Source organism: Streptomyces luteolus (assembly GCF_029968015.1).
Lineage (GTDB): Bacteria > Actinomycetota > Actinomycetes > Streptomycetales > Streptomycetaceae > Streptomyces > Streptomyces luteolus.
Genome location: NZ_JASCIS010000014.1, coordinates 1 through 17,795, shown reverse-complemented (window position 1 = coordinate 17,795; position 17,795 = coordinate 1). Strand labels below are relative to the sequence as shown.

At 71.5% G+C, this 17,795-nt stretch carries 15 protein-coding genes; 11 read left to right on the top strand and 4 right to left on the bottom strand.

Features of this window, described 5'->3' with window-relative positions:
• Positions 1-77 precede the first annotated feature (77 nt).
• Positions 78-2,003 (bottom strand): serine/threonine-protein kinase, encoded by a 1,926-nt coding sequence (locus tag QIT00_RS15810; RefSeq protein WP_282535898.1) that lies wholly within the window; start codon positions 2,001-2,003, stop codon positions 78-80.
• A gap of 793 nt (positions 2,004-2,796) precedes the next feature.
• A complete protein-coding gene (locus QIT00_RS15805) occupies positions 2,797-2,934 on the bottom strand; it encodes a hypothetical protein (RefSeq protein ID WP_282535897.1) in 138 nt (45 codons plus the stop codon).
• Here QIT00_RS15805 and QIT00_RS15800 point away from each other — a divergent pair.
• Together QIT00_RS15800 and QIT00_RS15795 are read left to right on the top strand one after the other, a co-directional pair.
• Positions 2,933-5,314, top strand: a complete 2,382-nt coding sequence (locus tag QIT00_RS15800; protein ID WP_282535896.1) for an excinuclease ABC subunit UvrA — start codon at positions 2,933-2,935, stop codon at positions 5,312-5,314. The genes QIT00_RS15805 and QIT00_RS15800 overlap by 2 nt on opposite strands.
• Before the next feature lie 18 nt (positions 5,315-5,332).
• Entirely contained in the window at positions 5,333-5,575 is a 243-nt protein-coding gene (locus tag QIT00_RS15795; RefSeq protein ID WP_282535895.1) for a DUF6183 family protein, read from the top strand.
• Positions 5,576-5,765: 190 nt separating this feature from the next.
• Here QIT00_RS15795 and QIT00_RS15790 read toward each other — a convergent pair whose 3' ends face one another.
• Positions 5,766-7,163, bottom strand: coding sequence for an amidase (locus QIT00_RS15790; protein ID WP_282535894.1), 1,398 nt, complete (start codon positions 7,161-7,163; stop codon positions 5,766-5,768).
• 261 nt (positions 7,164-7,424) lie between these two features.
• Between QIT00_RS15790 and QIT00_RS15785 the strand changes: the two genes are divergently transcribed.
• The 3 genes from QIT00_RS15785 to QIT00_RS15775 all read left to right on the top strand — a co-directional run bounded on the left by QIT00_RS15785 (position 7,425) and on the right by QIT00_RS15775 (position 11,401).
• Positions 7,425-8,510: a LacI family DNA-binding transcriptional regulator gene (locus tag QIT00_RS15785; protein ID WP_282535893.1), complete on the top strand. Its 1,086-nt coding sequence runs from the start codon at positions 7,425-7,427 to the stop codon at positions 8,508-8,510.
• Positions 8,511-8,587: 77 nt separating this feature from the next.
• Positions 8,588-9,784 (top strand): thiolase family protein, encoded by a 1,197-nt coding sequence (locus QIT00_RS15780; RefSeq protein WP_282535892.1) that lies wholly within the window; start codon positions 8,588-8,590, stop codon positions 9,782-9,784.
• Between the two features lie 180 nt (positions 9,785-9,964).
• Positions 9,965-11,401, top strand: a complete 1,437-nt coding sequence (locus QIT00_RS15775; protein ID WP_282535891.1) for a benzaldehyde dehydrogenase — start codon at positions 9,965-9,967, stop codon at positions 11,399-11,401.
• Positions 11,402-11,480: 79 nt separating this feature from the next.
• Here QIT00_RS15775 and QIT00_RS15770 read toward each other — a convergent pair whose 3' ends face one another.
• Positions 11,481-11,885 (bottom strand): thioredoxin family protein, encoded by a 405-nt coding sequence (locus QIT00_RS15770; RefSeq protein WP_282535890.1) that lies wholly within the window; start codon positions 11,883-11,885, stop codon positions 11,481-11,483.
• Positions 11,886-12,043: 158 nt separating this feature from the next.
• On the opposite strand from QIT00_RS15770, the gene QIT00_RS15765 reads away from it, so the two are divergent.
• The 6 genes from QIT00_RS15765 to QIT00_RS15740 form a co-directional block, all read left to right on the top strand.
• Entirely contained in the window at positions 12,044-13,483 is a 1,440-nt protein-coding gene (locus QIT00_RS15765; RefSeq protein ID WP_282535889.1) for a dihydrolipoyl dehydrogenase family protein, read from the top strand.
• Between the two features lie 88 nt (positions 13,484-13,571).
• Positions 13,572-14,351, top strand: a complete 780-nt coding sequence (locus tag QIT00_RS15760) for an amino acid ABC transporter ATP-binding protein (RefSeq protein ID WP_282535888.1) — start codon at positions 13,572-13,574, stop codon at positions 14,349-14,351.
• A 33-nt stretch (positions 14,352-14,384) separates the two neighbouring features.
• On the top strand, positions 14,385-15,221 hold the full coding sequence (locus QIT00_RS15755; protein WP_282535887.1) for a glutamate ABC transporter substrate-binding protein: 837 nt from the start codon (positions 14,385-14,387) through the stop codon (positions 15,219-15,221).
• Positions 15,222-15,292: 71 nt separating this feature from the next.
• Entirely contained in the window at positions 15,293-15,958 is a 666-nt protein-coding gene (locus QIT00_RS15750) for an amino acid ABC transporter permease (protein WP_282535886.1), read from the top strand.
• Positions 15,955-16,887: an amino acid ABC transporter permease gene (locus QIT00_RS15745; RefSeq protein WP_282535885.1), complete on the top strand. Its 933-nt coding sequence runs from the start codon at positions 15,955-15,957 to the stop codon at positions 16,885-16,887. Before QIT00_RS15750 ends, QIT00_RS15745 begins: the two co-directional genes overlap by 4 nt.
• A gap of 518 nt (positions 16,888-17,405) precedes the next feature.
• On the top strand, positions 17,406-17,795 hold a 390-nt coding region (locus QIT00_RS15740; protein WP_282535884.1), incomplete at its 3' end, for an amino acid permease.

Genomic DNA, 17,795 nt, shown 5'->3' with positions numbered 1-17,795 from the left:
CGTGACGGTCCCTGCCGGGGCCGTCGGGTGCCCTGCCCGCGCGGGCAGGGCACCCGGCTCAGCCGCGTGTGTCCGGTTCAGCCGCGTGTGTAGCGGTAGCCGTCGCCGTGCGAGGGGCCCGGCACGTACCGGACCCCGCCCCCGCTGATCGTGAGGTACGAGGGGTCCTTCGTCGCGTGGCACGGCCCGGGCGTGCCCCCGGAGAGGGTCTGGGTGCCCAGGTCGATCCGGCTGCCCTCGTTCGCCGTCGAGGTGACCTTGGCCGAGTACGTGCAGTCGATGCCGTTCCCCTTGACGACCAGGCGGACCGTGCCGCCGCCGGAGACGGTGATGGTCCCGGGCTGGCCGATGTTGTACTGGTCGGCGTACGCCCAGCTGTCGACGAAGTACGACGGGACCGCCCCCGCGCTCCCTCCGCCCGTGGAGCCCGAGCCGCCTTCGGACGAGCCGCTCCCGCTCCCGCTTCCGCTTCCGCCTCCGTCGCCCGAGCCGCCGCCGGACGCGTCGGTGCCGCCGCCCTTGTCGGCCGCCGAGCCGCCCCCGTCGGCGCTGTCGCCGTCCTCGCCGTCGCCGGTACCGGCCCCGCCCTTGCCGTCGTCCTTCTTGCCGCCCACGTCCTTCCCCTTCCCGTCCGGCGTCTTCTCGCCCTTCCCGGAGGGCGAACCGCTGGGGGACGCGGGCGAGCCGGGCCCGGCCGTCGCGGTGGAGCCGCCGTCCGCGGGCGGCGCCCCCTCGTCCTCGCCGTTCCCGCCGAACGGCCCCAGCAGGGCGATCGTGCCGCCGCCCAGGGCGAGCACCGCGACGACCGGCAGCGCGTACGACCACCAGCGGCGGCGCCGGGCGGAATCCCGCTCCCGCGTGGCGGCCCCGCCCGGAGGGACGGTGGCTGCCGCCGCGGCCGGGCGGAGCTTCGCCGTGTCCCGGTCGGCGGGCGTCCCGGCGGCGGGGCCGGACCCCTCCCGTACGGCCGACGGTTCCTCCTCCCGTACGGCCGACGGTTCCTCCTCCCGTACGGCCGACGGTTCCTCCTCCCGTACGGGGGTGGCCGCCTCGGCGTCCAGGAGCCGGGCCGCCTGCTGCGCCAGGTGCGTCACGACGGGGCCGGGCAGGTGCGCCGAGTCCGCCGACGGGAGGGCGGCGGTCCGCCGCGGGTCCGCGAGGAGCTCGTCCACGCCCGGGCGCGCGCCGACGTCCTTGGTGAGGCAGCGGGCGGCGAGGGCCCGCAGCTCCTCGTCCCGCAGCCCGTCGAGTTCGGGCTCGCCCTCGACGATGCGGTACATCACCGCGTGCTGGTTGCCCGCCGCGTGGCCGAACGGCAGCTGTCCCGTAGCCGCGTACACGATCAGGCAACCGAGCGCGAACACGTCGCACTTGGGGCCGCTGGCCTCGCCGAGTATCTGCTCGGGCGCCATGAACCCCGGCGAGCCGACGACCATGCCGGTGCTGGTCAGCATCGACTCGACGGAGGTCTGCACGGCACGGGCGATACCGAAGTCGATGATGCGCGGCCCGTCGACCGTGAGCATCACGTTGGACGGCTTGAGGTCGCGGTGGACGATCCCGGCGCCGTGGATGTCGTGCAGGGCACGCAACAGGCCCTCGGTGAGCGCGTGCACGGCCTCGGCGGGCAGCGGTCCGTGGCCGCGTACGACCTGCTCCAGGGAGAGCCCGGGCACGTACCCGGTGGCGACCCAGGGGAACTCGGCGTCCGGGTCGGCGTCCAGGACGGGCGCCGTGTACCGCTGGTCGACCTTGCGCGCGGCGCCGATCTCCCGCCGGAACCGGGCCCGGAACCGGCTGTCCGAGACATGCTCCTCGTGCACCACCTTCACCGCGGCGGTGCGCCCGCTCTCGGACCGGGCGAGGTAGACCCGCCCCATCCCGCCCGCGCCGAGCCGGCCGAGCAGCAGATAGGGGCCGATCAGCGTGGGGTCGGACGCGGTGAGCCGCTTGATCCCGCCCTCCACGTAGTCCTCGCCGCCGCCCCCGGTCACACTCGTCATCGTGGTCTGGTCCCCCGGTTTCCGTCCGGCTCGTCCGGCTCATCCGGTTCGTCCGGCCGGAGAGTCACGCCCTGCGCACCGCCGCGCGAGCCGCGCGCCGGTCGAAGGTCATGACGCACCGCGGCTGGCCGGTTTCTGCCCAACTCACCTGCGGTGAGCGGTGGTTACGATAGTCCACCGGGGATCACCGGGGGCGGCGGGTACGGCCTGGCAGGCCGCCCGGCACGGGGGGTGCGATGAGGAACCGGACCACATTGCGCACGAAGAGCCGCCCCCGCACGAGCCCGGCGCCGCCGCAGGACGCCCCCGAGCCGACGCGGCGGAAGGCCGGTTCGTCCGGAAGCGGAAGGTCGGGCGCCGGCGCGAGAACATCCGGCTCCAGACGCACCGCGAGACGATCGGCGTGACCTCGACGACCAGCTCCTGGCCTACTCGGCGTCGGGCCGGGAGCTCCTGCGGCGCACGACGGAACGGGGCTTCGAACTGTTCCTCTCGGGAGAGCACCGGGGCGTCCTGTACCTCTCCGAGCGGCGCATCAGCGACGGGACGTCCACCCTGCACGCCGTACGAGCGGACACCGGGAAGACCCTGTGGACCCGTTCCGAGGGGTCCTACGGCGGTTTCCGGGACGTGAGCGGTGACCCGTCGCCCACGCGACCGTCGTCTCCGGCCGCCATGTCTTCGGCCGCCTTGTCTTCGGCGTCAGCTCAGGCACCGACACCAAGCGGGCGAGGGAGCTGATACGGCGCGTGGCGCTGCACCTGTCCCATTACACCGAGGCCACTCCACCCTCCTAGTCCGGGTCCAGGTCCACCCACGAGTCCCGCCCCGACGGGTCAGGAATGGAGAAGCACCGGCCGAGCGCCGCCTCTAATGTGGCTGGCACGAGCAGCCGGGCCGCGCAGGCGGCGCCGCAGATGGACGGAGACATGAGAACCATGGCCAAGAGCGAGCCGCACGCGGCCGACAGCCACGACCTGATCCGGGTGCACGGCGCGCGCGAGAACAACCTCAAGGACGTCAGCATCGAGATCCCCAAGCGCCGCCTCACGGTGTTCACGGGTGTCTCCGGCTCGGGCAAGAGCTCCCTCGTCTTCGACACCATCGCCGCCGAGTCCCAGCGGCTGATCAACGAGACGTACAGCAGCTTCGTGCAGGGCTTCATGCCGACGCTCGCGCGGCCCGAAGTGGACGTCCTCGACGGCCTGACCACCGCGATCATCGTCGACCAGCAGCGCATGGGCTCCGACCCGCGTTCCACCGTCGGCACCGCCACCGACGCCAACGCGATGCTCCGCATCCTCTTCAGCCGCCTCGCCAAGCCGCATGTCGGCCCGCCCGGCGCGTACTCCTTCAACACCGCGTCGATCCAGGCCAGCGGCGGCTTCCGGGTGGACAAGGGCGCGGCCAAGACCAGGACGGAGAAGGTCACCTTCAGCCGTACCGGCGGCATGTGCACGCACTGCGAGGGCCGCGGCTCGGTCTCCGACATCGACCTGACCCAGCTCTACGACGACTCCAAGTCGATCGCGGAGGGCGCGTTCACGATCCCCGGCTGGAAGTCGGACAACGTGTGGACGGTCGGCATCTACGCGGAGTCCGGCTTCCTCGACCCGAACAAGCCGATCGCGAGGTTCACGAAGAAGGAGATGCAGGACTTCCTCTACCGCGAACCGACCAAGGTGAAGGTCAACGGCGTCAACCTCACCTACGAGGGCCTGATCCCCAAGATCCAGAAGTCGTTCCTGTCCAAGGACAAGGAGTCGATGCAGCCGCACATCCGGGCCTTCGTGGAGCGCGCGGTCACCTTCACCACCTGCCCCGAGTGCGACGGCACCCGGCTCAGCGAGGCCGTCCGCGCCTCCAAGTACAAGCGGAAGAGCATCGCCGACGCCTGCCGGATGGAGATCCGCGACCTCGCCGAGTGGGTCCGCTCCATCAAGGAGCCCTCGGTCGCTCCGCTGCTCACCGCGCTGCGGCAGAACCTCGACTCGTTCGTGGAGATCGGCCTCGGCTATCTCTCCCTCGACCGGCCCTCCGGCACCCTGTCCGGCGGTGAGGCGCAGCGCGTCAAGATGATCCGCCACCTCGGCTCCTCGCTGACCGACGTCACGTACGTCTTCGACGAGCCCACCACCGGACTGCACCCGCACGACATCCGGCGCATGAACGACCTGCTGCTCCGGCTGCGCGACAAGGGCAACACGGTCCTCGTCGTCGAGCACAAGCCGCAGACCATCGGCATCGCCGACCACGTGGTCGACCTCGGCCCCGGCGCCGGTACGGAGGGCGGCACCGTCTGCTTCGAGGGCACCGTGGACGGCCTGCGCGGCAGCGACACCGTCACCGGGCGCCACCTCGACGACCGTGCGGCGGTCAAGGACACGGTGCGCAAGGGCGACGGCGCCCTGGAGATCCGCGGGGCCACCGAGCACAACCTGCGCAAGGTCGACGTGGACGTGCCGCTCGGCGTGCTCTGCGTCGTCACCGGAGTCGCCGGTTCCGGCAAGAGCTCGCTGATCCACGGCTCCGTACCGGCCTCCGCGAACGTGGTGTCCGTCGACCAGACGCCGATCCGGGGTTCGCGGCGCAGCAATCCGGCGACGTACACGGGACTCCTGGAGCCCATCCGCAAGGCCTTCGCCAAGGCCAACGGCGTGAAGCCGGCGTTGTTCAGCGCCAACTCCGAGGGTGCCTGCCCCACGTGCAACGGCGCGGGCGTGATCTACACCGACCTGGCGATGATGGCGGGCGTGTCGACGCCCTGCGAGGAGTGCGAGGGGAAGCGGTTCCAGGCCTCGGTCCTCGAGTACCGCTTCGGCGGGCGCGACATCAGCGAGGTGCTCGCGATGTCGGTGGCCCAGGCCGAGGAGTTCTTCGCCTCCGGCGAGGCCCGCATCCCCGCCGCGCACAAGATCCTGGAGCGGCTCGCCGACGTCGGTCTCGGCTATCTCACCCTCGGCCAGCCGCTCACCACACTCTCCGGCGGCGAACGCCAGCGCCTCAAGCTGGCCACGCACATGGGCGACAAGGGCGGCGTGTACGTCCTGGACGAGCCGACGACCGGCCTCCACCTGGCCGACGTCGAGCAACTCCTCGCGCTGCTCGACCGGTTGGTCGACGCGGGCAAGTCCGTCATCGTCATCGAGCACCACCCGGCGGTCATGGCCCACGCCGACTGGATCATCGACCTCGGCCCCGGCGCGGGCCACGACGGCGGCAAGGTGGTCTTCGAGGGCACACCGGCGGACCTGGTCGCCGACGGTTCGACGCTTACGGGGGAGGCGTTGGCGGAGTACGTCGGGGGCTGACCGACGGCCACCTGTTGCGTGGGATCCGGCGGCCGGGGTGCGTACGGCCGGCTCGAAGCGTGGCGCTCCCTGGCCGCGCTGGCCGGCGCCCCGGAGAGCGCCGGGTTCCCGGGCGTGGAGGCGCGCGCCCGCGCCTGCACCTGGTACGCATTCGAGTCGGACGCCCGCTGGTTCGAGCAGGTGGCGTGGGACTTCGGCCTGCTCGCCCACACCGACGACGGCCACCGCCTGGCCCTCCTCGCGGCCACGGACACGGACTAGGCGTGTCCGCATAGTCCGGCCGGGAGGTGCCCCCAGCCCCGCGACGCCATGCACGCTCCCCAGCCTCCGGCCGGGGGACCCCCCCATTCGCCGTACCGGGCGAAGGCCCAAGTACATCCAGTCCGAGGGCGCCCTTCGGCCCACGACGGGACTTACGGACACGCCCTGAGTCACCCCGCCCGTCACGCCCTCACACGGTGGGCCACTGCTCGAACCACTTCTGGTCGTCCTCAAGTTGGGAGGCGAGGGAGACCAGGAGGGGCTCGCTGTGGGCCGGGCCGAGGAGTTGCGCGCCGAGGGGGAGGCGGTCCGGGGTGAAGCCCGCGGGGATGTTGATGCCGGGCCAGCCGAGGACGTTCCAGGGCCAGGCGTACGGGCACGCCGCGATCATCGCCCGGTCGGTGGCCACGCCGTTCATCTTCGCGAGGGTGCCGATGCGGGGCGGGGGAGTGGCCGTGGTCGGGGCGAGCACCACGTCGTAGCGGCGGAAGACCGCGCCCACCCGCCGGTGCAGCGCCACCTCCGCGCGGCGCGCCCAGCGCAGCGGCGCACCGCCGAGCGCGCGGCCGAGCCGGGCCGCGTCCCGGGTGCGCGGGTCGAGCAGCGCCCGGTCCGGCACGCGGTCGGCCCAGGCGGCGATCCCGGCCGTCGCGCGCGGCACGAAGGTGAGCCCGACCGTGCCGTACGCGGGGTCCGCCTCCTCGACCTCGTGGCCGAGGGCGGCGAGGCGGTCCGCCAGCGCGTACAACGCCGCCTTCACCACCGGCTCCAGCTTCTTCGGGGTGCCCGTGAACGGCATCCGGGTCGACAGGGCGATCCGCAGCCGGCCGGGGTCGCGGCCGACCGCGTCACCGAGGCGGAACGCGGGTGGCCGGTGCAGATCGCCGGGGTGGCTGCCGCTCGCGCAGTCGAGCAGCAGCGCCGCGTCCGCGACGGTCCTGGCCAGCGGGCCGTTGACGGTGATCCCCTGGAACGCCTCCGGGTCCGGCCAGGTGGAGATCCTGCCGCGCTGTGGCTTGATGCCGACCAGATGCGTCCAGGCCGCGGGGATCCGCACCGAGCCCGCGCCGTCCGAGCCGAGCGCCGCCGGAACGAGCCCCGCGGCGACCGCGGCAGCCGAGCCGCCGGACGAACCGCCTGGGGTGTGCCGGGTGTTCCACGGGTTGCGGGTGTCGCCGAAGGCCGGCCCCTCGACGAACGGCCACTGCCCCAGTTCGCAGGTGTTGGTCTTGCCGACGACGACCGCACCGGCCGCGCGCAACCGCCGCACCGCCTCCGCGTCCGCCGTCTTCACCGGGAAGTCGCCGCCGCAGCCGAAGGCCGTCGGCGTGCCCGCCACGTCCATGTCGTCCTTGACGGCGACCGGCACGCCGAGCAGCGGCAGCCGTTCGCCCGCGGCGAGCCGGGCGTCGGCGGCCTCGGCCTCTTCGAGCGCGGCCTCGGGGCGCAGCAGCCGGAACGCGTTGAGCGTCGGCTGCGCGGCCTCGATCCGGGCCAGTGCGCGCGCGACGAGCTCCCGCGACGACACGTCGCCGTCGGCGAGCGCCCGCGCCGTGCGCGCGAGACCTGCGGAGCGGTCGGGGGTCATGGGGGCACCTCTCGACGGGACTCGGTCATGCCTGGGGGTTACTCGCGGCTGCTTCATGGGGGTGTTACTTGGCGGTGTTACTTCGGGTGTTACTTCGGGGTGTTACTTCGGTTGTTACTGGTTCGTATGCGCGAACGTTAGCTGCGCGCGACCGAAATGGATATGCGCGTACGGGAGTTGGCGCAGGTCGTGGCGGGGTGGTCCACGGTACGGGTACCGGCTCGTGCCGTCCCTGCGGGCGTCTGCAAGGATGCGGACGTCATGGGGCACATACCGGAGCAGCAGTCAGCCCAGCGGGACGCGCGGCGCAGGCCGGAGGGCGCGCACGCCGGGGCGGGGCAGCGGTCCGCCGCGCCCGTTCCGACCAGCGCGGACGTGGCCCGCCTCGCCGGCGTCTCGCGAGCCACCGTCTCGTACGTCCTGAACAACGCCACCGCCGTACGGATCAGCGAACCGACCCGGCAGCGCGTGCAGGAGGCGGCCGACGAGCTGGGGTACGTGCCGCACGCCGCCGCCCGCAGTCTGCGTGCCGGGCACAGCCGGATGGTCCTGATGCCCGCGCCGGCCGTGCCCGTGGGCCTGCTCTACAGCCACCTGTTCAACGAACTCCAGTGGGCGCTGCGCCGACTCGACTACACCGTCGTGCAGTTCGGCAGCCTCGGCATGAGCGGTGACGACGCGGCCCGCGCCTGGGCCGAGCTGCGCCCCGTCGCCGTCCTCGCGCCCGGCGACGGCACCCTGACCCCGCGCGGCGTGCACGTGCTCAAGCGCTCCGGCGCGAAGGCCGTCGTGACCCTCGGCCCGCAGCGCGTGCAGGGGGCGCACGCGCTGCTCATGGACCAGCGCGCCGTCGGCCACTGCGCGGGCGCGCACCTCATCGGCCGGGGCCGCACCCGCATCGGCGTGGTCGTGCCGCGCGAGCCGGGCTACGAGACCTTCTCCGCGCCCCGGCTCGCGGGCGTCCGTGCCGCCGCCGAGGCCTGCGCGGACGCCCGCGTCGTCCCGCTCGGACTCGGCTACGACGAGCGGTCAGCGAACCAACTCGCCGTGCGCTGGGGCGAGTTGGGCCTCGACGCGGCCTTCGCCTACAACGACGAGTACGCGATGCTGCTGCTGCGCGCCCTGCAGGACGCGGGCGTCGACGTGCCCGGCGAGACGGCCGTCATGGGCGCCGACGACCTGCTGCTCGGCCGCCTGCTGCGCCCCCGCCTGAGCACCGTCCGGATGGAACTGCCCACGGGGCAGCGGCTCGCGGAACTGGTGGACCGGGTGGTCCGCGACCCCGCGGGCACCTCGGAGGTGCACCCGCTCCTCGGCGTCGAGGCCGTCGCGAGAGACTCCACGTGAGCCGCGCCCCGGCGGCGCACGCGAAGTACGAACGGAACGTACGAACGGAACGTACGAACGGAACGTAAGGAGCAGGGATGAGCAGGCCCGCAGTACGCGACGTCTATGTCGTCGACGCCGTCCGCACCCCCATCGGTAAGTTCGGCGGCGCCCTCGCGTCCGTACGCCCGGACGACCTGGCCGCGCACGTGGTGCGCTCCCTCGTCGAGCGCACCCCGGACCTGGACCCCGCGCGCATCGACGACGTGGTGTTCGGCGACGCCAACGGCGCGGGCGAGGACAACCGGGACGTGGCCCGCATGGCGGTGCTGCTCGCCGGGCTTCCGGTGAGCGTGCCGGGCGTGACCGTCAACCGGCTGTGCGGCTCCGGCCTCGAAGCCGTCGTGCAGGCGGCCCGCGCGATCGCGCTGGGCGACGCGTCCGTGGCGATCGCGGGCGGCGTCGAGTCGATGTCCCGCGCCCCGTGGGTCCTGCAGAAGCCCGAACGCGCCTTTCCCGCGGGCCATCAGCAGCTGCACTCCACCACTCTCGGCTGGCGGATGACCAACCCGGAGATGCCCGCCGAGTGGACCGTCGGACTCGGCGAGGGCGCCGAACTCGTCGCGGACAAGCACAAGATCGACCGCGAACAGCAGGACGCCTTCGCCCTCGCCAGTCACCAGAAGGCCGCCAAGGCCTGGGCCGAGGGGCACTACGACGGCGAGGTGGTCCCGTACGCGGGCGTCGACCTGGCCCGCGACGAGTGCATCCGCGACGCCACCTCCATGGACGCCCTCGCCAAGCTGAAGCCCTCCTTCCGCAAGGACGGGGGCACGGTCACTCCGGGCAACGCCTCCCCGCTCAACGACGGTGCGGCGGCGCTGCTCCTGGTCGACGAGGAGGGGCTGCGCGCCACCGGCCGTGAACCCCTCGCCCGGATCGGCGCGTCGGCCGTCACCGGGATCGAGCCGCAGCTCTTCGGGCTCGGCCCGGTCGAGGCGGTGCGGCGGGCCCTGGACAAGGCCGGGCGCGGCTTCGCCGACCTCACCACCTTCGAGCTGAACGAGGCGTTCGCCGCGCAGGCCCTCGGCTGCCTCGCCGAGTGGCCGGAGCTCGACCCGCGGAAGGTCAACCCGCGCGGCGGCGCCATCGCCATCGGCCACCCGCTCGGCGCGTCCGGCGCGCGGCTCGCCGGCTCGGTGGCCCACCAGCTCGCCGCGGCGGGCTCGGGCACCGGCCTCGCCGCCCTGTGCATCGGCGTGGGACAGGGGATCGCGCTGGTGCTTGAGCGGTAACTCCCCTTGTACGTACGGGAGTTGAGTGCTCCTCGGGCGGCGTGCCGCAGGGCTTGACTCCCGTACCCCAGGGTTAGGATGTTGCATCCTGAACTAACTCGTTGAACGCGGAACGCGCAACGCTCAACGCGCAACGCTCAACGCTCAACGCGGAACGTCGACGTCGATCGGAGACCCGGCATGCCCCTGCTCGACCCGAAGACCTGGCAGCCCCACACGCTGCTCGGCGGTGCGCACACCGTCACCGAACCGGCGACGGGCGAGGAACTCGGGACGCTCGGCCTCGCCGACGGCGACGACGTCACGGCGGCGGCCGAGGCCGCGCAGGCGGCACAGCGGGCCTGGGCGGCCACGCCGCACTTCGAGCGGGCCGCCGTACTGCGCCGGGCCGGTGACCTGTTCACCGCACACGCCGACGAGCTGCGCGCATGGCTGGTCCGCGAGTCCGGATCCGTCCCCGGCAAGGCCGACTTCGAGCTGCACGTCGCCGCCCAGGAGTGCTACGAGGCCGCCGCCCTCGCCTCCCGCCCCACCGGCCAGGTGCTGCCCAGCGAGGCGCCCCGGCTCTCGTACACGCGGCGCGTACCGGTCGGCGTGACCGGGGTGATCGCCCCGTTCAACGCCCCGCTGATCCTCTCCATCCGCTCCGTCGCCCCAGCCTTGGCCCTCGGCAACGCCGTACTCCTGAAGCCCGACCCGCGCACCGCGGTGTGCGGCGGCCTCGCGCTCGGTGCCGTGTTCGCCGAGGCGGGCCTGCCGGAGGGGCTCCTGCACGTCCTGCCCGGCGGCGCCGCGACCGGCCAGGCGCTGGTCGCCGACCCGCGCGTGCCCGTCATCTCCTTCACCGGTTCGACCGCGGCGGGCCGCGCCGTCGGGGAGGCCGCGGGGCGCCATCTCAAGCGCGCCCACCTGGAGTTGGGCGGCAACTCGGCCCTGCTCGTCCTCCAGGACGCCGACCTCGACGCGGTCATCTCCACAGCCGCCTGGGGCTCCTTCTTCCACCAGGGCCAGATCTGCATGACGACCGGCCGCCACCTGGTGCACGCCTCGCTCTACGACGCGTACGTGGAGCGCCTCGCCGCCAAGGCCGACTCGCTCGCCGTCGGCGACCCGCACCGCGAGCCCGTGCACCTCGGCCCGCTCATCGACTCCGGCCAACTCGCCAAGGTGCACGGCCTGGTGGAGGCCTCCACGGCCGCAGGCGCCCGCCTCGCCGCGGGCGGCAGCCACGTGGGCCTCTGCTACCGGCCGACGGTGCTCGCGGACGTCGACGACGACACCCCCGCGTACCGCGAGGAGGTGTTCGGCCCCGTCGCGCCCGTACGCGCCTTCCGCACCGAGGACGAGGCCGCCGCCCTCGCCGCCGCGAGCCCGTACGGACTCTCCCTCGGCATCGTCACCCGCGACACCGCGCGCGGCCTCGCCCTCGCCGAGCGCATCCCCACCGGTATCGCGCACATCAACGACCAGACGGTCAACGACGAGGCCGTCGCGCCCTTCGGCGGCATCGCGGCGTCCGGGACCGGCGCGCGGTTCGGCGGCGAGTCCAACCTGGAGGCGTTCACCGAGCTGCGCTGGACGACGGTGCGCGGGGACGCGGCGACGTACCCGTTCTGAGCCGCTCCTTCGACGGGCGCCTCTACGCACGAGTGCCGGGCCCGGAGACTTCCTCCGCACCCGGCACTCGTACGACGGCTCACCCCTCGGGCTGCTGCGCCTGCTGCGCCTGCTGGCCCTGCTGCGCCTGCTCCTGGGCGATCTGCTTGTGCACCTCGCCCATGTCGACGTTCCTGGCCTGGCCGATCACGTCCTCCAGGGCGTCCTCGGGCAGCGCGCCGGGCTGCGCGAAGATCGCGACCTTGTCGCGGATGATCGCCAGCGTCGGGATCGACTGGATACCGAAGGCCTGCGCGAGCTCCGGCTGCGCCTCTGTGTCGATCTTGCCGAAGACGAGGTCGGGGTGACGCTCGGACGCACCCTCGTAGACCGGGCCGAACTGGCGGCAAGGGCCGCACCAGGACGCCCAGAAGTCGATGAGGACGAAATCGTTCGCACTCACGATCTCGTCGAAGTTCTCCTTGGTGAGTTCCTGGGTGCTCAAAGTTGACCTACCTCTTCGCGGTCGGATGCGTCGTACTGCCCCGCACAACGGCGCGGATCAGCTCCCTATTCCGGTGCCTCCAGGCCCCCCGGAACTTCAGGACACCGATGCCCCTGCCCCTGTGGCCCGCGCGCACACATACGGGAAGACTGGCGAGTATGGGACAGCCACACGCAACAGCAGCGACCGACTACGACGTCGTCGTCCTGGGCGCGGGCCCGGTCGGCGAGAACGTCGCCGAACGCACCCGCGCGGCGGGCCTCAGCACCGCGATCGTGGAGAGCGAACTCGTCGGCGGCGAATGCTCCTACTGGGCGTGCATGCCGAGCAAGGCACTGCTGCGCCCCGTCATCGCGCGCGCGGACTCCCGCCGCGTGCCGGGCCTGCGCCAGGCGGTGCAGGGCCCCCTCGACGCGTCCGCGGTCCTGGCCCACCGGGACGCGTACACCAGCGACTGGAAGGACGACGGCCAGGTGGACTGGCTCGACTCCATCGGCGTGCGCCTCTACCGCGGCCAGGGCCGCCTCGACGGGCCGAAGCAGCTCAAGGTCACCTCCCCCGAGGGCGAGCACCACACCCTGAAGGCCCGGCACGCGGTCGTCGTCTGCACCGGCAGCCGCGCCGTCCTGCCCGAGCTGCCGGGCCTTCCCGGCGCCCATGCCTGGACCAGCCGGGAGGCGACCAGTGCGCACGCCGTGCCGGGCCGCCTCGCGGTGGTCGGCGGCGGCGTCGTCGGCACCGAGATGGCGACGGCCTGGCAGGGCCTCGGCGCCCAGGTCACGATGCTTGTACGCGGCGAGGGGCTGCTGCCCCGCATGGAGCCGTTCGCGGGCGAGCTGGTCGCCGACGCGCTGCGCGAGGCGGGCGCCGAGGTCCGTACCGGCGTCTCCGTCACCTCGGTCGTCCGCGACGGCGCCACCGTCACGCTCACCCTCCAGGACGGCGCGATGGTCGAGGCCGACGAGGTGCTCTTCGCCACCGGCCGCGCCCCGCGCACCGACGGCATCGGCCTCACGACTGTGGGCCTGGCGGACGGCTCGTGGCTGAGCGTCGACGACAGCTGCCGGGTGCAGGGCAGCAGCTGGCTGTACGGGGTCGGCGACGTCAACCACCGTGCGCTCCTCACCCACCAGGGCAAGTACCAGGCCCGTATCGCGGGCGCCGCGATCGCCGCCCGCGCGGCCGGCACGCCGATCCTGGAGACGGACCGCTGGGGCGCCCACGCGGCCACCGCCGACCACGCCGCCGTACCGCAGGTCGTCTTCACCGACCCGGAGGTGGCCGCCGTCGGCCTCTCCGCCGCCGAGGCCGAGGCGATGGGCCACCGGGTCCGCGCGGTCGACCAGGACATGTCCGCGGTCGCGGGCGCGGGCCTCTACGCCGACGGCTACACGGGCCGCGCCCGCATGGTCGTCGACCTGGACCGCGAGACCCTCCTCGGGGCGACCTTCGTGGGCCCGGGCGCGGGCGAGCTGCTGCAGGCGGCGACGATCGCGGTGGCCGGGGAGGTCCCGATCGAGCGGCTGTGGCACGCGGTGCCGGCATACCCGACGATCAGTGAGGTGTGGTTGCGGTTGTTGGAGGGTTATCGGGGCTAGGTACGAACCGGCGGTCTCCAGGCGGCACAAGGCGTTCCGCCCCGCTCTCGGCGTGCGGCTTCCTATTGGAAGACGGACTATGAAAGCAATGAGCGGAGTAGCCGTGACCAAGGAAATTCCAGCCCCGGCCACGGGCGATCTGGTCGTGCTGAGCAACGTCAACAAGCACTTCGGCGAGCTCCATGTCCTCCAGAACATCGACCTGAGAATTGCGCGGGGTGAGGTCGTCGTCGTCATCGGGCCGTCCGGCGGCGGGAAATCCACGCTGTGCCGCGCCATCAACCGCCTGGAGACCATCGACTCCGGTGAGATCGTCATCGACGGAAAGCCCCTGCCCGCCGAAGGCCGCGAGCTGGCAGCTTTGCGGGCCGATGTGGGCATGGTTTTCCAGTCGTTCAACCTCTTCGCACACAAAACCGTTCTGCACAACGTGACGCTCGGCCAGGTCAAGGTACGCAAGAAGGAAAAGAAGGCCGCGGACGACCGGGCGCGCCGGCTTCTCGACCGGGTGGGTGTCGCCTCCCAGGCGGAGAAATACCCCGCCCAGCTCTCCGGTGGCCAGCAGCAACGCGTCGCGATCGCCCGAGCACTGGCCATGGACCCGAAGATCATGCTCTTCGACGAGCCGACCTCCGCACTCGATCCCGAGATGATCAACGAGGTCCTTGAAGTGATGCGGCAGCTCGCCCTTGACGGGATGACCATGGTCGTCGTCACCCACGAGATGGGATTCGCCCGTTCGGCCGCGAACCGCGTGGTGTTCATGGCGGACGGCCGGATCGTGGAGGAGACAACGCCCGCTCAATTCTTCAGCGACCCGAGCAGCGAGCGCGCCAAAGACTTCCTCTCGAAAATCCTGCACCACTGATCCGGGGGCCTTGAGCACTAGGAAATGGTCACCATGAAGCCTCATAAGGTCACAGCGGCGGCGGCCGCCGCCGCGTTCGTGCTGTCCCTGGCCGCCGCCGGCTGTGGCTCGGAAGACGCCGCCGACACGAGCTCGGGCGACGAGAAGATCACCATCGGAATCAAGTACGACCAGCCGGGCGTCGGCCTGAAGACCCCCGACGGCAAATACACCGGCTTCGACGTCGACGTGGCCACGTACGTCGCCAAGGAGCTCGGGCATGAGCCCGGCGACATCGAGTGGAAGGAAGCCAAGAGCGCCGACCGCGAGACGCTGCTCCAGCGCGGCGATGTCGACTTCATCGCCGCCTCGTACTCGATCACCCCCGAGCGCGAGCAGAAGGTCGACTTCGCCGGCCCCTACCTCCTGGCACACCAGGACGTCCTGATCCGGGCGGACGACGACACCATCAAGAAGCCCGCGGACCTCAACGACAAGAAACTCTGCTCGGTCACCGGCTCCACCTCGGCGCAGAACGTCAAGGACGAGATCGCGCCCAAGGCTCAACTGCAGGAGTACGGCGGGTACTCGGAGTGCCTGACCGGTCTTGAGAACAAGGTCATCGACGCCCTGACCACCGATGACTCGATTCTCGCCGGTTATGCGGCGCAGTCCGAGTTCAAGGGCAAGTTCAAGCTCGGCGGATTCAAGCTGAGCAATGAGAACTACGGAATCGGAGTCCAGCAGGGCAGCGATCTCAAGGCGCAGATCAACACCGCCCTGGAGAAGATGGTCGAGGACGGCTCCTGGGACGCGGCCGTGGAGAAGAACTTCGGCCCGGCCAATTACAAGAACGAGCCCGCACCGAAGATCGGCGTCATCGTCGACTGAAGCGGATGCCCCACGGCGCGCCGCCCTGGAAAGCGGCGCGCCTCGCTCTTCACCCACGCGGAAGGCGGGCCGTGTTCGACTTTCTCAAGGGTTACGACCTCCTTGCTGCCTTCTGGGTGACGGTGCAGCTCACGTTCTATTCCGCTGTCGGCTCCCTGATCTGGGGAACGGTCCTTGCCGCCATGCGCGTCAGCCCCGTGCCCCTGATGCGCGGCTTCGGCACCGCCTACGTCAACGTGGTCCGGAACATCCCGCTCACCGTGGTCATCGTCTTCACCTCGCTCGGCCTGTTCCAGACGCTCGGCGTCACGCTCGGCGCCGCCGACTTCACGACGATCAACTTCCGGCTCGCCGTGCTCGGTCTGACCGCCTACACCTCGTCGTTCGTCTGTGAGGCGCTGCGGTCCGGCATCAACACGGTGCCCGTCGGCCAGACCGAGGCGGCGCGTGCCATCGGCCTGAACTTCCCCCAGGTGCTGAGGCTCATCGTCCTTCCCCAGGCGTTCCGTTCCGTGGTGGGGCCGCTGGCGAGCGTGCTGATCGCCCTGACCAAGAACACCACGGTGGCCGCCGCGATCGGTGTCGCCGAGGCCGCGGCGCTGATGCGGGTCATGATCGAGAACGAGGCTCAACTCATCCTCATCTCCGCCATCTTCGCGTTCGGATTCATCTGCCTCACCCTGCCGACCGGACTGTTCCTCGGCTGGGTGAGCAAGAAGGTTTCGGTGCGGCGATGAGCTCGCGGTCCGTCCTGTACGACGTCCCGGGACCGCGTGCCAAGAAGCGCAATGTGCTGCTCACGGTGCTGTTCCTGATCGCACTCGCCGCTCTGGTCTGGTGGGTGGTGCAGAGCCTCGCCGACAAGAACCAACTGGAGTGGGTCAAGTGGCGGCCCTTCTTCACGGATTCCCGCGCCTGGTCCACGTACCTCCTGCCAGGTCTGGAGAACACGCTCATCGCCGCTTCACTGGCCATGGTCATCGCGCTGCCGCTGGGAGCTCTGTTCGGCATCGCCCGGCTCTCCGAGCACTGGTGGGTGCGGAGTACGGCCGGGATCGTCGTGGAGTTCTTCCGCGCCATCCCGGTGCTGATCCTGATGCTCTTCGCGAACGCCGCGTACTCCGAGTTCACCGACATCAGCCCCGACAGCCGGCCGCTGTACGCCGTGGTCACCGGACTCGTCCTCTACAACGCCTCCGTACTCGCGGAGATCGTACGAGCCGGAATCCTGTCCCTGCCCAGCGGCCAGAGCGACGCGGCCAAGGCGATCGGCATGCGCAAGAGCCAAGTCATGCGGCACGTGCTACTGCCGCAGTCGGTCACCGCGATGCTCCCGGCGATCGTCAGCCAGCTCGTGGTCATCGTGAAGGACACCGCCCTGGGCGGCGCACTGCTCGGCTTCTCCGAACTCCTCGCGTCGGTACGCCCGATGAGCGCGAACTACGGTGCGAACACCATCGCCAGCTTCACCGTGGTCGCGGTCGTCTTCGTCGTACTGAACTTCGCGCTCACGTCGTTCGCGAGCTGGTTGGAAAGCAGGCTGCGGCGCGGCAAGAGGTCCACCGGCGCGGTGGTCGGCGCGGACGCGGTCGACCAACTGGCGACACCGGGCGAGCGCGTGAGTCATGACGATCTCGGCGGAGCGGGCGGCACCTCCAGCACATGACGACCGGCCGCGACCGATGAGTTGAGGGGAGCGTCAGGTCTCGCCGGGCCCGATGAGGCCCCCTGACCGAAGGGGAGCGCCGGGGGTCACCCGGCGGATTCCCGCGTACAGCGACCGTAGGATCGGCCGCTCGCCCGCACCATGGACAGATGCAAGAGTCCTGAGTCGCCGTTTCATACACATGCTCAAAGCTTGTGACCTCATTCATGGCCTACGGTCATGGACCTGAAGGGGCGCCCGGGCACCGCATCGGCGTCGGTCCGCTGAACGGACGTCCCCTCAGCCGCCGGAATCGGCGCCCACTGGAAACAGTGCGGAATCTGCCGTACGCAAGGCCCACCCGGCCACACGGTGCACCTCGCCCGCACCCTCGCGTACAGCACTCCCGAAACCGGACCTGAGCTCGCCGCGGCGTGCCCGGGCCCGCCCATGCCGCGGCACTGCCTCAACTCCCCTCAACTCCCCCCTCAATTCCTTGCTGAAGCACGGCCCGCACTCCTTCGAACTCCGAGGAACCCATGAGCGAGCAGTCGACGACCACCAAGGTGGCCGCACCGTCCGGCCCCGCCGAGCAGAGCTCTTCGCCCGTCCCGTCCGGTGACGGCCTGAAGGCGGGGCTCAAGAACCGCCACCTTTCCATGATCGCTATCGGTGGTGTGATCGGAGCCGGCCTCTTCGTCGGCTCCAGTGCCGGTATCGCGGCGGCCGGTCCCGCCATCCTCATCTCGTACGCGCTCGTCGGCGTGATGGTCGTGCTCGTGATGCGGATGCTGGGGGAGATGGCCGCGGCGAATCCGACGTCGGGCTCGTTCTCCGAGTACGCCGACCGCGCGCTGGGCCGGTGGGCCGGGTTCTCCATCGGCTGGCTGTACTGGTTCTTCTGGGTCGTCGTCCTCGCCGTCGAGGCC